This is a genomic window from Streptomyces sp. NPDC020898 (genome assembly GCF_044333925.1).
Taxonomy (GTDB): Bacteria; Actinomycetota; Actinomycetes; order Streptomycetales; family Streptomycetaceae; genus Streptomyces.
The window spans coordinates 61250-73763 of record NZ_JBIRRV010000022.1 but is presented as its reverse complement, the minus strand read 5'-3'; the positions used below and the strand labels follow the sequence as shown (position 1 = coordinate 73763).

Annotated in this window: 15 protein-coding genes; 3 read left to right on the top strand and 12 right to left on the bottom strand. The window is 72.1% G+C overall.

Going from position 1 to position 12514, the window contains the following annotated elements:
- The first annotated feature begins 3 nt into the window (after window positions 1–3).
- Window positions 4–759 carry an SDR family oxidoreductase gene (locus ACH4TV_RS41700; RefSeq protein WP_398406596.1) on the top strand — a complete coding sequence of 252 codons (756 nt, stop codon included), beginning with the start codon at window positions 4–6 and terminating at the stop codon, window positions 757–759.
- A 105-nt stretch (window positions 760–864) separates the two neighbouring features.
- On the opposite strand, the gene amaP is transcribed toward ACH4TV_RS41700, so the two are convergent.
- The 9 genes from amaP to ACH4TV_RS41655 all read right to left on the bottom strand — a co-directional run bounded on the left by amaP (window position 865) and on the right by ACH4TV_RS41655 (window position 7778).
- A complete protein-coding gene (gene amaP / locus ACH4TV_RS41695) occupies window positions 865–1443 on the bottom strand; it encodes an alkaline shock response membrane anchor protein AmaP (RefSeq protein ID WP_398406595.1) in 579 nt (192 codons plus the stop codon).
- Window positions 1444–1449: 6 nt separating this feature from the next.
- On the bottom strand, window positions 1450–2148 hold the full coding sequence (locus ACH4TV_RS41690; RefSeq protein ID WP_398406594.1) for a DUF6286 domain-containing protein: 699 nt from the start codon (window positions 2146–2148) through the stop codon (window positions 1450–1452).
- Window positions 2145–2558: a hypothetical protein gene (locus tag ACH4TV_RS41685; RefSeq protein ID WP_398406593.1), complete on the bottom strand. Its 414-nt coding sequence runs from the start codon at window positions 2556–2558 to the stop codon at window positions 2145–2147. Before ACH4TV_RS41685 ends, ACH4TV_RS41690 begins: the two co-directional genes overlap by 4 nt.
- Before the next feature lie 5 nt (window positions 2559–2563).
- Window positions 2564–2749, bottom strand: coding sequence for a hypothetical protein (locus ACH4TV_RS41680; RefSeq protein WP_398406592.1), 186 nt, complete (start codon window positions 2747–2749; stop codon window positions 2564–2566).
- A gap of 38 nt (window positions 2750–2787) precedes the next feature.
- On the bottom strand, window positions 2788–3288 hold the full coding sequence (locus tag ACH4TV_RS41675; RefSeq protein ID WP_398406591.1) for an Asp23/Gls24 family envelope stress response protein: 501 nt from the start codon (window positions 3286–3288) through the stop codon (window positions 2788–2790).
- Between the two features lie 108 nt (window positions 3289–3396).
- Window positions 3397–4557: a pyridoxal-phosphate dependent enzyme gene (locus tag ACH4TV_RS41670; protein ID WP_398406590.1), complete on the bottom strand. Its 1161-nt coding sequence runs from the start codon at window positions 4555–4557 to the stop codon at window positions 3397–3399.
- Window positions 4558–4681: 124 nt separating this feature from the next.
- A complete protein-coding gene (locus ACH4TV_RS41665; RefSeq protein WP_398406589.1) occupies window positions 4682–5488 on the bottom strand; it encodes an enoyl-CoA hydratase/isomerase family protein in 807 nt (268 codons plus the stop codon).
- Between the two features lie 116 nt (window positions 5489–5604).
- Window positions 5605–5826 carry a helix-turn-helix domain-containing protein gene (locus tag ACH4TV_RS41660; protein WP_006123601.1) on the bottom strand — a complete coding sequence of 74 codons (222 nt, stop codon included), beginning with the start codon at window positions 5824–5826 and terminating at the stop codon, window positions 5605–5607.
- Between the two features lie 353 nt (window positions 5827–6179).
- Window positions 6180–7778 carry an ABC-F family ATP-binding cassette domain-containing protein gene (locus tag ACH4TV_RS41655; RefSeq protein WP_398406588.1) on the bottom strand — a complete coding sequence of 533 codons (1599 nt, stop codon included), beginning with the start codon at window positions 7776–7778 and terminating at the stop codon, window positions 6180–6182.
- Between the two features lie 244 nt (window positions 7779–8022).
- Here ACH4TV_RS41655 and ACH4TV_RS41650 point away from each other — a divergent pair, with 244 nt between their 5' ends.
- Window positions 8023–8226, top strand: a complete 204-nt coding sequence (locus ACH4TV_RS41650) for a hypothetical protein (RefSeq protein WP_398406643.1) — start codon at window positions 8023–8025, stop codon at window positions 8224–8226.
- Window positions 8227–8248: 22 nt separating this feature from the next.
- Window positions 8249–8662 (top strand): VOC family protein, encoded by a 414-nt coding sequence (locus ACH4TV_RS41645; protein WP_398406587.1) that lies wholly within the window; start codon window positions 8249–8251, stop codon window positions 8660–8662.
- Between the two features lie 216 nt (window positions 8663–8878).
- Here the strand turns inward: ACH4TV_RS41645 and ACH4TV_RS41640 are convergent, their stop codons facing one another.
- The 3 genes from ACH4TV_RS41640 to ACH4TV_RS41630 all read right to left on the bottom strand — a co-directional run bounded on the left by ACH4TV_RS41640 (window position 8879) and on the right by ACH4TV_RS41630 (window position 12510).
- Window positions 8879–10285 carry a hypothetical protein gene (locus tag ACH4TV_RS41640; protein WP_398406586.1) on the bottom strand — a complete coding sequence of 469 codons (1407 nt, stop codon included), beginning with the start codon at window positions 10283–10285 and terminating at the stop codon, window positions 8879–8881.
- A gap of 276 nt (window positions 10286–10561) precedes the next feature.
- The gene (locus ACH4TV_RS41635; protein WP_398406585.1) at window positions 10562–11698 is read right to left on the bottom strand and encodes an alpha/beta hydrolase family protein; all 1137 of its coding nucleotides are present in this window, start codon (window positions 11696–11698) and stop codon (window positions 10562–10564) included.
- Between the two features lie 104 nt (window positions 11699–11802).
- Window positions 11803–12510, bottom strand: a complete 708-nt coding sequence (locus ACH4TV_RS41630; protein WP_398406584.1) for a class II aldolase/adducin family protein — start codon at window positions 12508–12510, stop codon at window positions 11803–11805.
- Between the last annotated feature and the right edge of the window lie 4 nt (window positions 12511–12514).

Genomic DNA, 12514 nt, shown 5'->3' with positions numbered 1-12514 from the left:
ACCATGGATCTTGGACTGAAGGACCGGGTGTACGTCGTCACCGGAGCCACCCGCGGACTGGGCAACGCCGCCGCACGCGAGCTCGTCGCCGACGGCGCGAAGGTGATCATCACGGGGCGGGACGAGAAGGTGGTCACGGAGGCGGCTGCCGCCCTGGGCCCGGGGGCGGTGGGCATCGCCGCGGACAACGCCGACCCGGAGGTCGCGGAGCGGCTCGTCGCGGCGGCCCGCGAGCACTTCGGGCGCTTCGACGGCATCCTCGTCAGCGTGGGCGGTCCGGCGCCCGGGTTCGTCGCCGACAACACGGACGAGCAGTGGCGGGCCGCGTTCGACTCGGTGTTCCTCGGGGCGGTACGGCTGGCCCGTACGGCGGTGGCTGAGCTGGAGGCGGGCGGGGTCGTCGGCTTCGTGCTCTCCGGCTCGGTGCACGAGCCGATCCCCGGGCTGACCATCTCCAACGGCCTGCGTCCCGGGCTGGCCGGCTTCGCCAAGTCGCTCGCGGACGAGGTGGGGCCGCGCGGGATTCGGGTGGTGGGGCTGCTGCCGGCGCGCATCGACACGGATCGCGTGCGGGAGCTGGACGCGTTGTCTGCGGATCCTGAGGCGACTCGGGTGGCCAACGAGGCGCGGATTCCTTTGCGGCGGTATGGGAGGCCGGAGGAGTTCGGGCGTACGGCGGCGTTTTTGTTGTCGCCTGCGGCGAGCTATCTGACGGGGGTCATGGTGCCTGTTGACGGGGGGATGCGGCACGGGTTCTGAAGCGCTGTTTTCGACTGCGGGTGCGTTGTGGCTTGTCGCGCCCACGCGGCGGAGCCGCAAATGTCACAGCCCCGCGCCCCTAGGGAGTTGCCCTTACCCTGATTGTCAGTTGACCCTTTCTGCGCGGTGCTTGACGGCCCTCAGGTCTACCTCTGCTGGGAGGGACTTGAGGCCTGCTGAGTCGCGGGCGTTGGCCAGGGCCTCTGTTGTGAGGCGGTGGACGGCGTTTCCCGGGGCCGCGTGGGGTTGGAGCAGTAGTTGGACGCGGGCCTCCGGGGCTGTGCGCCGGCCGGTCAGGGTGACCTGGGCGCGTTCCACGCCGTCCAGGCGGGTCGCCTCTCCGGCCACCGCGCTCTCCATCGCCCGGCCCCGCAGGAGGGCGCCCTCGCCGTCGCCGGTGTCCACCAGGACCTCGGCGAGTCGGCGTCGGCGGAGTACCGCGGCCAGCCACCACAGGGCCAGCAGGACCACGGCGGCCAGGACGGCCAGGACCGTCGGCCACCACCAGGCGTCGTCCCGCCAGTGGGTTCGCTCGGCGTGGCTCAGCAGCACGTCGTGACGGTCGTCGTGGATCCACCACGAGGGCCAGGACGCGCCGAGGCCGACGGCGAGCACCGAGCCGCCGATGACGACCAGGGCCAGCCCCCCGAGTCCCAGCAGTACGCGGTTGACGATGCGCAACATCCGTCCTCACCCCTTCCGGCCGGGCCGGGTGACGTGCACCGACAGGGCGGGCGGCCGGGCCAGGCCCAGGCTCCTGATCGCGTCGGCGAGCACATCGTCCAGATCGGCCCGTACGTCGTCGAGTTCGCGGAAGTGGGAGACCGCGCTGACGTCGGCCTTGGTACGGGTCATCCGGACCCGGACGGACTGCACCCCCGACACCTCCACGGCCCGGTCGCGCAGCACCATCGCGGCGGCCGCCCGGTGCAGGCCCGCCCGGACGTCGGCGTGGGTGCGCCGCATCGGCAGGACACCGCGCAGGCCGGGCGTGGCGGCGAGGACGAGCAGCCAGGCGCCGAGGGCGACGGCGATCCCGGCGCCGACCAGCACCCACGTGTCGTCGAGGGGGCGTTCGGCGAGTTGCCTGGCCAGTGACCTGCGCCAGCTCATTCCGGGGCGGTCGGCTCGTACGGCGGCGATGTCGTAGAGGAACGCGCCCGCGCCCAGGAGGAGCAGCAGCGCGAGGAAGGCGGCGGGGACCCTGCGCGCCGACCAGAAGCGGCCGTTTCCGGCGTCCCCGTCGCCGAGGGTGGGCAGGGGGTCGTAGTCGGCGGCGGACGAGGCCTGTCCCGGCCCGGTGGTGTCGGCCGAAGCGTCGGCCGTTTTCTCCAGTACTGGCAGTCGCTGGGTGCTCTCGGTGCCTTCGGAGCCCTGGGGCTCGCTCATCGCGTCCTCCCCTGTGCCTTCCCCGGTGCCGGACCGTGCGTCTGTACCGGATGCAGCCGCTCGATCTCGACGGCGACCTCCGGCACCTCCATTCCCGCCAATGCCTGTACCCGCGAAGTGACCCGACGACGCACAGTGGCGCACTGGCCACCGATATCGGAGGGGTACGGGAGTTCGAGGCTCACACGGACGCGGGCCCGGTCGTGGTGGACGACGACCGTGGCGTGCGGGGGTACCGCGTCCGGGGGCAGCTCGGCCAGCGCCTCGCGGGCCGCCTGCGCGGCGATCTTCGCGACGACCCGGTCGGCGATCCGGGTGGCACCGCGTTCGCCCGGCGGCACGGCCGTCGTGGCGCTGCCGGGTGTACGTACCTCACCGGGCCGCCCCTCGTCGGGCTGCTCCTCGGTCACCGGCGTCACCGTCGTCTGTCGCCGCGGGTGCGGAAGAAGTCACCCGGGTCCAGGTCGCCCTCCAGGAACCGGCCGACGACGAAGCCGAGGGCGCCCAGGGCCGCCACCAGCAGAAACGCTCCGAATCCGCCGAAGTACCCGGCGAATCCCAGCGCCATTCCGGCGATCATGCCGATCACGGCGATGCTCATGCTGCCCTGCCTTCCCGATCCCTTTCCGAACCCTTCCTTCACTGCAGCCGGGGCTCGGGTTCCTCTTCCTCTTCGTCGGGCAGTTTCACGTCCGTCACCGCGATGTTGACCTCGACGACCTCCAGGCCCGTCATGCGCTCGACGGCCGCGATGACGTTCTCGCGCACGGCCCGGGCGACATCGCCGATCGAGACGCCGTACTCGACGACGATCTCCAGGTCGAGGGCCGTCTGTACCTCGCCGACCTCGGCCTTCACCCCACGGGTGACGGATTTCGAGGCGCCGCCCGGCACCCGGTCGCGGACCGCGCCGAAGGTCCGCGAGAAGCCGCTGCCCATGGCGTGCACACCGAGGACGTCACGGGCGGCGAGCCCGGCGATCTTCTCGACGACCCCGTCGGCGATCGTGGTGCGCCCCCGGTCGGCCGGGGCACCCCCGCCGCGCTTGGTGACGTTCGGCTTCCGGAGCTGGGCGGGCGGCGGGTCGTCGCCCTCGCCCCCGGGCTGCTCCGGCCGGTTCCGCTCGGTCATGTCGGTCATAGCCGTACATCCCTTTCGGTCGTCCTCCTCGACCCACAGTAAGCGGGGTCGGGCGGACACGCGCCGGGGATGCGGCAGGCAGGCGAAGGGGAAGTGGTCCGGTGTCGTTCACATCCCTTTCAGGCCGTGTGCCGTGGTCACCGCCACGACCAGTGAACCGGGGGCGATCGCCCCGGCGGCGCGTGCGTCGGCCACCGCTACCAGAGCCGCCGCGCTGCTCGGTTCGAGCGGCAGGCCGGTGCGCCACAGGCGGCGGGTCTCGGCGGCCACCGTGTCGTCGTCCACGACCTGGGCCCGCCCCGCGGAACGGCGTACGGCCTCCACCGCCTGGAGTGCCACGGAGTTGCCCCCGATGGACGGCATGACCGCGGTCGAGCCCGGGAAGTCGCCGTGCGGATCGGCGCCGTCGAGGACGGCCGACACTCTGGGGAACGGCTCCACCAGGCACAGACGTGGCACCGGACGGTCCCCGCACAGTTCGCGAAAGCCCAGGTGGAGACCCCAGGCCAGGTCTCCGCGTGAGGTGGGGACGACGACCCAGTCCGGCCACCGGCCCGCCAGATCGGCGAGGATCTCCGCGGCGAGCGTCTTGTAGCCCTCGATGCCGAACGCGCTGCTGCCGACCGGCGGCAGCCGGAAGTTGGTGACCGGCAGCACGCCCGGCGACTCCAGATGTCCGGCCAGGTGACGCCAACGGGCCCCCGCCGTGGGGAAGACGACGACATCGGCGCCCAGGTCGCGCATCAGGCCGACGACGTGTCCGGGGGTGTCCTCGGTGACGGAGATCTCGCAGCCGAGGCCGGCGCGCCCGCAGTAGGCGGCCAGGGACACGCCCGCGTTCCCGGAGGAGGCCGCCGCCACGGTCTCGTACCCGGCGTACAGGGCGCGGGCGACGACCGCCGCGCTGAAGCGGTCCTTGTGCGAGCCGGTCGGGTTGGCGCCCTCCCACTTGAGCCACAGATCGAGGTCCCCGGCGATGTCGGCGCCAGGACGCAGCAGAGGTGTATTGCCCTCGCCGAGGGTGAACGGGACCGAGTACGGCAGACGTACGCCCGAGGCGGCGGGGGTGGCTGGGGTGGAGCCGTTGGACGGCTCGTAGGCGCAGACCACGTTCGCCGGGGTGCCGTTCTCCAGGCAGGCCGGGCAGCCCTGCGGGAGGTCCGCCACCGGGTGACGGGCTTCGCAGCGCAGACAGACGAGGGAGTGGAGGGCGGGGTTCTGGGTGACGGCCGGTGCCGTCGGCGAGTACCGCGTCTCTGAAGTGGCCACGGTGACGACCGTAGTGCGGCACACCCGCCTCGCGAAGAGCTCGCATGGCCAGATCGGCCGGTTCCGTGCGGGGCCGCCGCCCACCGGGGGCGGCCCCGCACGTGTGCAGGCGTGGGCGGGCGCGTCAGTCGCCGACGCCTGCCAGGTCCCGCAGCCGACGCGCCTGGGCGGCACGCTCGGCGGTGCGCTGTTCGTCGTACGTCCGGCCCTGGACGCCGCTCAGCAGCGCCTTCGTCTCGACGAGGGCGTCGCGGGGCGCGGCGAGCAGTGCGGACGACAGGTCGCGTACGGCGTCGTCGAGCTGGTCGGCCGGTACGGCGATGTTGGCGAGGCCCGTCCCCACGGCCTCCTCGGCCTGGACGAAGCGGCCCGTCGCGCAGATCTCCAGCGCGCGGGCATAGCCGACCAGCCCGACGAGCGGATAAGTGCCCGTCAGGTCGGGGACCAGGCCCAGGCTGGTCTCGCGCATGGCGAACTGCACGTCGTCGGCGACGACGCGCAGGTCACAGGCGAGCGCGAGCTGGAAACCCGCGCCAACGGCATGCCCCTGGACGACGGCGATGGATACGAGGTCACTGCGCCGCCACCAGGTGAAGCCCTCCTGGTACTCGGCGATGGTCCCGTCCAGCGTGGCGTCGTCGCTTCGCGCGAGGTCGATGAACGACGGCTCGCCGTCGAACCCCTCGGGCGTGAACGCCTGCCGGTCGAGCCCGGCCGAGAACGACTTGCCCTCGGCACGCAGCACGACGACCCGCACGGTCCCCGGCAGCAGCCGGCCCGCCTCGGCCAGCGCCCGCCACAGAGCGGGGCTCTGCGCGTTGCGCTTGGCCGGGTTGGCCAGCGTCACCGTGGCGATCGAGCCGTCGACGGTGAGCCGGACGCCGTCCTTGTCGAGTACGGGACCGGGGAGGTCCTTTTCGGGCGAAGCCATGGGGCGCCTCCGATAAGTGCGGTCAGCAGAGCGAAGCTAAGTGACTGCACAGTAACCACCCGGCCGGTCAGTGGACCGACCGGGTGGTCACCATCGAAGCCGACGAGCCACCGGGCTCAGGCCGACGCGGCCTTCTTACCCCGCGTCGCCCCGCCACGCCCACGGAGCGTGACGCCCGACTCACTGAGCATCCGGTGTACGAAGCCATACGAGCGACCGGTTTCTTCGGCCAGCGCTCGAATGCTCGCACCGGAGTCGTACTTCTTCTTCAGGTCTGCCGCGAGCTTGTCGCGCGCGGCGCCGGTTACCCGGCTGCCCTTCTTCAGAGTCTCGGCCACCCGTGCCTCCTCGTGGGAAGTGCGCTCTGGTTCCTCTCATGATCACCCCTCAAGCGCCTCATGGCCACCCATTCGGCAAGGTCCGTGAGACAAGGTTTTGACGACAGGAGCGCATCCCCACAAGCGGAATTTGCCATTCCTTACAAAGATGTCCGTACGGCCGAACGAGTTGTTTCGTGAATTGCCTGGTCAGGAACGTGCGACGGCCGGGCCCTTGTCGATGAAGGGCCCGGCCGTGAAATGGATGTAGGACACACCTCGGTATGAGGAGATCTCACACAGATGATGGATCACGGATCGGCCGAATGATCCATGTGAAGTGGATCAGCGATTCGATCACGTGATCGTGACCGTCAGGCGAGGGCCACCAGGTCCGCGTAGTCGGAACCCCAGAGGTCCTCGACGCCGTCGGGCAGCAGGATGATCCGCTCCGGCTGGAGCGCGTGGACGGCGCCCTCGTCGTGGGTGACGAGGACGACGGCACCCTTGTACGTGCGCAGCGCGCCGAGGATCTCCTCGCGGCTGGCCGGGTCGAGGTTGTTCGTCGGCTCGTCGAGAAGGAGCACGTTCGCGGAGGAGACCACGAGGGTCGCGAGCGCGAGGCGGGTCTTCTCGCCGCCGGAGAGGACGCCGGCGGGCTTGTCGACGTCGTCGCCGGAGAACAGGAACGAGCCGAGCGTCTTGCGGACCTCGACCAGATCCAGGTCGGGGTTGGCGGAGCGCATGTTCTCCAGGACCGTGCGCTCGGGGTCGAGGGTCTCGTGCTCCTGCGCGTAGTAGCCAAGCTTGAGTCCGTGGCCCTCGATGACCTCTCCGGTGTCGGGCTTCTCGGCGCCACCGAGCAGCCGCAGGAGGGTCGTCTTGCCGGCGCCGTTGAGGCCGAGGATGACGACGCGCGACCCCTTGTCGATGGCGAGGCCGACGTCGGTGAAGATCTCCAGGGAGCCGTACGACTTCGACAGGCCCTCGGCCATGAGCGGGGTCTTGCCGCAGGGCGCGGGCTCCGGGAAGCGCAGCTTGGCGACCTTGTCGGAGACCCGTACCGCGTCGAGCCCGGCGAGCAGCCGGTCGGCACGCTTGGCCATGTTCTGCGCGGCGACCGTCTTGGTGGCCTTGGCGCGCATCTTGTCGGCCTGCGAGTGCAGCGCGGCGGCCTTCTTCTCGGCGTTCTGACGCTCGCGCTTGCGGCGCTTCTCGTCGGCCTCGCGCTGCTGCTGGTAGAGCTTCCAGCCCATGTTGTAGACGTCGATCTGGGCGCGGTTGGCGTCCAGGTAGAACACCTTGTTGACGACCGTCTCCACCAGGTCGACGTCGTGGGAGATCACGATGAAGCCGCCGCGGTACGTCTTCAGGTAGTCCCGCAGCCAGACGATCGAGTCTGCGTCGAGGTGGTTGGTCGGCTCGTCGAGCAGCAGGGTGTCCGCGTCGGAGAACAGGATGCGGGCCAGCTCGACTCGGCGGCGCTGACCGCCGGAGAGCGTGTGCAGGGGCTGGCCGAGCACCCGGTCGGGCAGGTTCAGCGCGGCGGCGATCGTGGCGGCCTCGGCCTCGGCGGAGTACCCGCCCTTGGTGAGGAACTCCGTCTCCTGGCGCTCGTACTGGCGCATCGCCTTCTCACGCGTGGCGCCCGAGCCGTTGGCGATGCGCTGCTCGTTCTCACGCATCTTGCGGATCAGGGCGTCCAGGCCGCGCGCGGAGAGGATGCGGTCGCTGGCCAGCACGTCCAGGTCGCCGGTGCGGGGGTCCTGGGGGAGGTAGCCGACCTCGCCGGAGCGGGCGACGTTGCCGGCGGCGGGGACGCCTTCACCTGCGAGAACCTTGGTGAGGGTCGTCTTGCCGGCGCCGTTGCGGCCGACCAGGCCGATGCGGTCGCCCTTGGTGATGCGGAAGGTGGCGGACTCGATGAGGACGCGGGCGCCGGCGCGCAGCTCGATACCGGAGGCGGAGATCACGGACAGACTCCAGGGCGGGGGTTGTTGGCGGGGTGGGCGGCTGAGGACGTTCCCGCCGTCTAATGCGCGAGGAGAATGGCCATGGGGCCAAGTCTAACGGGGTCGTGCAAGCACTTTTCCTGCGTTCAGGCGTTCGAGACAGATGTGTGCTTCTCCACACGGATGCGGGCTTCCGCGCGGGGCGCGTCCCCCGTTCGGGCCACCGTCCGGCGCGGCGCCCGCGGCGGCGGACGACGATGACGCCATGCAGTTCGACGACGACGCCGATCTCGACACCTCCGAGGTACAGGACGTACACGGCAGTCGCATTCCCGGCGGCAGGGCGGCCGTGGGCGGTGGCATCGGCGCCCTCCTCGCGCTGCTTCTCGGGCTCTCCGGTTCGGAGGGGCGTTGTCAGTGGCCGGTGCAAGACTGGGCGCAGGTCATTTTTCCGGCAGTTCTCCGGTAGCGGGACCGAGGGAGTGATGGACATGGCAAGCACGGGTGGCGGGCGTCCGAGCATCTATCCGACGCTGGTGTACGCCGACGCGAAAGCGGCGATCAAGCAGCTCACGGAGGCGTTCGGCTTCACCGAGGCATCGGTGTACGAGGGGGAGGACGGCTCGGTGATGCACGCCGAGCTGGTGCAGGGCAACGGCGCGGTGATGCTGGGCTCGAAGGGCACCGGCAGCGTCTTCGACACGGCGATGAAGGACGCGGGCCCGTGCGGGGTGTACATCGTCGTGGACGACGTCGACGCACACCACCAGCAGGCCGTGGACCACGGCGCGGAGATCCTGATGCCCCCGACGGACCAGGACTACGGCTCACGCGACTACATGGCGCGCGACACCGAGGGCAACATCTGGAGCTTCGGCACGTACGCCCCGGAGATACAGACCTGATCCCCTCCCCCTGTTGCTCTCCCCCTGGTCCCCTCCCCGAGGCCGGTGTTCGTCAGGGCGCTTCTGATGGATCTCCGTGGGAGAAGGAGCGGCGTTCGGTGCGTGCGCTCGGCGTGCGGTGTGAAGGGTCATGTGGCGGAGCCACCTGTCCCTTTGCGCCGTGCGGCGAGGGTGCGTGCCGGGCGTCGCGACGCCCGGCACTCCATCAGAAGCGCCCTAACCCCCGGTGTGCACCTGGAAGGCGGCGCGGCGTACGGCCTTGGCGAGGGCCGGGTCGGGGTGGGCGGCGGCGAGGGCGACCAGGACCTGGACGGTGCGGGGGTGGCCGACCGCGCGCACCTCGTCGAGGAGCGCGGGGATGGTGGGCTGCACCGCGGACTCCAGATGGCGCACGAGCAGTGGCGCCTCGCCGTGGTCGGCGACGGCCGCGGCGGTGTCCACCCACAGCCAGGTGGCCTCCGCGCGGGTGAGCACCTCGTGGGCGTCCTCCGGGTCGATCCCGTCGTGCTCGGCCAGCCACAGCAGGGCGTACGGCCGCAGCGGTGTCTCGTCGGACACGGCACGCACGTCGGGCTCGGCCGGGGCGCCGACCACCCGGATCGCCTCGAAGGCGAGGCCGCGCAGCAGGGCGTCCTCGCCGCGGGCGGCGTCGAGGAGCTCGGCGACGGCACTGCCGACAGGGCGGGCGGCGAGCCAGGCACGGTACTCGGCGCGGGCCGCGTTGGGGCGCAGTTGGGAGCAGCCGCGCAGCATGTCCTCGGCGTTCTGCTCGATGTTGCCGGCCGGGCTCTGCGCGGCGACGCAGATCTGCTCCAGCTTGACCCACACCGCCCAGCTGCCGAGCGGGGTGAGCGTGGCATGGCCGTCGCCGTAGGTGAGGGCGCCGACGGAGGCGAGGGCGTGCAGGGCCCAGTCGAGGAGAGGGTCGAGCGGGGTGTCGACGGCGGTGGCCTCCGGCTGCTGCGGCAGCGGCTCGGGCCGGGGACCGTACGGGATCTCGCAGCGCTCGGTGCGCAGTTCCGTGACCCGCTGCTCCAGCAGGTCGAGGAGCTGCTCCATGGGGACAGGCCCCGCGGACAGCTGGAGGAAGGAGAGCACCTGGGGCATCGCGGAGACGACCTCGGCAACGGCGGCGGGCTCGTGGTCGGCGGCCTCCGGGTGGGCGAGCGACCAGGCGTCGAAAAGGGCGACCCAGCCGCGCAGTACGGCGCTGTCGTCGCGGTTCCAGGCACGCAGGCGCCAGCCGGGTCGCGCGGTGTCGCCGTGCACCTCGACGAGGCCGGCGAGCCGGGCGGTGTCCCAGTCGTGGCGGACCTGATCCGGGGTCAGCCCCAGTTCGGCGGCTGCCCGTTCGGCGGTGGCGTCGGACAGGGTGCCCCCGCCGTCGGAGGTACCGCCGTCACGGCCGGGCCGGAACGCGGCGTCGGCCCAGCGGGCGACGCGGGCCGCGCCGGCCAGACCGGAGCGAGCCATTCGGGCCAGTTCCGACGGTGCCGGTGTGCCCTCGGGCGGACGCGGTGCGGGGCGGCGCGAGCGCCGCTGGTTCATCGCTCGTGGGGCGGCGGCCAGGGGTCGCGGGCGGACAAGTCGAAGCCTGGAGTCGCGCGGGATACGGGACGTCACGGGTGCAGTCTTCCGGTTGACGGTCCGAAAACCCAAACGGAATGCCACGGCGGGCCACGGGGCCGGCCCGGGGAGGGGGTTCGGGCGGGGGCCCAGGGGGCTGTTTGAGCCAGTGGTCCGGCCTTAAACGGAAGGGGGTCCTCTGTAAGGCGGTGAGCGGATGACAAGGGGTGCCGGGCTGCGGACCAGGCGGTTCGCGGCGAGGGACAGCGCAAAAGCGGGAGTCGCCCACGAGCCGGGGCTCCCGCATAAACGGGGGGGTGTCGCTTACAGCAGCTACATCAGCGGGGTCAGGAAGCGGCGCAGGGTTTCCTCGTAGGTCGCGGGGTCCGCGTTCCACATCGCGCCGTGCGGGGCGTTCGGGACCTGGTGCAGGGTGATCAGGTCGGGGCGGCGGGCCGCGAGGCGGCGAGAGGGTGCCCAAGGGGCGATCGTGTCGGCGGGTCCGTGGAGGATCAGCGCCGGGACGGTGAGCCGGGCGGGGTCGGCGGCCTCGGCGGCGGGTCCCTGGGGGCCACCGTGCAGACCGGTGCGGCCCTGGGCGGCGCGTACGGCCAGCGGCAGCAGCGGGCCCGGGGTGCGGCGGGCCCGGGCGAGGGCGCGCAGGGTGGTCTCCCAGCAGAGCACCGGCGAGTCCAGGACCAGCCCGGAGACACGGTCGGCCAGTGCGGAGTGGGCGGCGGCACGCAGGGCCATGGTGGCGCCGGTGGACCAGCCGTACAGGACGACGTGCTCGGCGCCGTGGCGTACGGCGTACCGGATCGCGGCGTCGACGTCGCGCCACTCGGTTTCGCCGAGGTGACCGAGGCCGTCCTGCGGCCGGGGTGCGCCGGGGTCGCCCCGGTAGGCGAGGTCGAGGACCGGGAAGCGCTGGCCGTGCAGGAACGGCAGGACGTTCAGAGGGTGCTCGCGGGTGGCACCGAGGCCGTGCACGGTGATCACCCAGGTGGTGCGCGCCCCGGGCACGAACCAGGCGGGCAGGGCGCCGAGTTCCCCGGGGACCGCGACGTCGGCGTGGTCGAGGCCGAGGGCGGTGCCGGGGTCGCCGACGTACACGTTCGGGGTGAGCCAGACCTTGTCGCGGGGTTCCAGGGTGCCGTGCGTGACGCGTTCGAGGCGGCGGACGACGGTGTCTGCGGAGTGGGCCGCGTGGTTCAGGACAGGGCCGACGACCGCGTGCGAGCCCTCGCCGGCCAGGCCGTAGGTGCCGGGGCGCTGGGAGGCCAGGGCACGGGTGAGGGTGATCCGGCCGGCCGCGGTGCCGTGCACGGTGAGCCGGGGTTCGGTGGGCAGCGGCCTGCCCGGGGGCGCCTTGAGCGCGGCGTCGCTGGCGTAACGGCCGGCGGCGACACTGGCAGCGCCCGCTGCCAGGGCTACGGTGACGGCCGCGGCCGTCGCGGTGACTGGGCGCACGGGTCCAGTCTCGTTGCGGAGCGCCCCGGCGGCCAGCGGGAGGACGGACCCGGAGTGAGGTCGGGGGAGGCCGGGTGGGGAGGCCGGGGTGAGTCCCTCTCCTCCTACCGCTGCGGTTCCTGCTGCCCGTACCCCTTGAGCCGCTCCCCCGCCTCGTTCACCTGTTCCTCCGACAGGAGCGTCGGGGACAGCCCCGGCAGGGCGGACGCCGTCAGCCAGACGCGGCACATCCACTCCAGCTGGGCCGTGCGGTCGTACGCCTGGTCGAGGGTGCTGCCGTACGCGATCGTGCCGTGGTTCTGGAGGAGGCAGGCGGTGCGGCCGGTCAGGGCCTGGAGCATTTTCTCGGCCAACTCGTCCGTGCCGTATGCCGCATACGGGGCAACTCGGACGGGTCCGCCGAGGGCGCCCGCCATGTAGTGGATCAGCGGCAGCTCTCGTACGAGCGTCGAGACGGCGGTCGCGTGGACGGCGTGGGTGTGGACGACGGCGCGGGCGTCGGTGGCGCGGTAGACGGCGAGATGCATGGGCAGTTCGCTCGTCGGGGTCAGGGTGCCGAGGACCTGGCGGCCGGCCAGGTCGACGCCGACGACGTCGCCGGGGGTGAGCCGGTCGTACGGAACGCCCGACGGCGTGACCAGGACGGTCTCCCCGACGCGCACGGAGACATTGCCGGAGGTGCCGACGACCAGCCCGTCGGTCACGGTGCGCCGGGCCGTCGCGACGAGCCCGTCCCAGGCGCGCTCCCGGGCCGTACGCCCTTCCTGTGCACTGTCTCGCACGTCACGCCCGTCCCGTCGCTGCTCAGCCATGCCG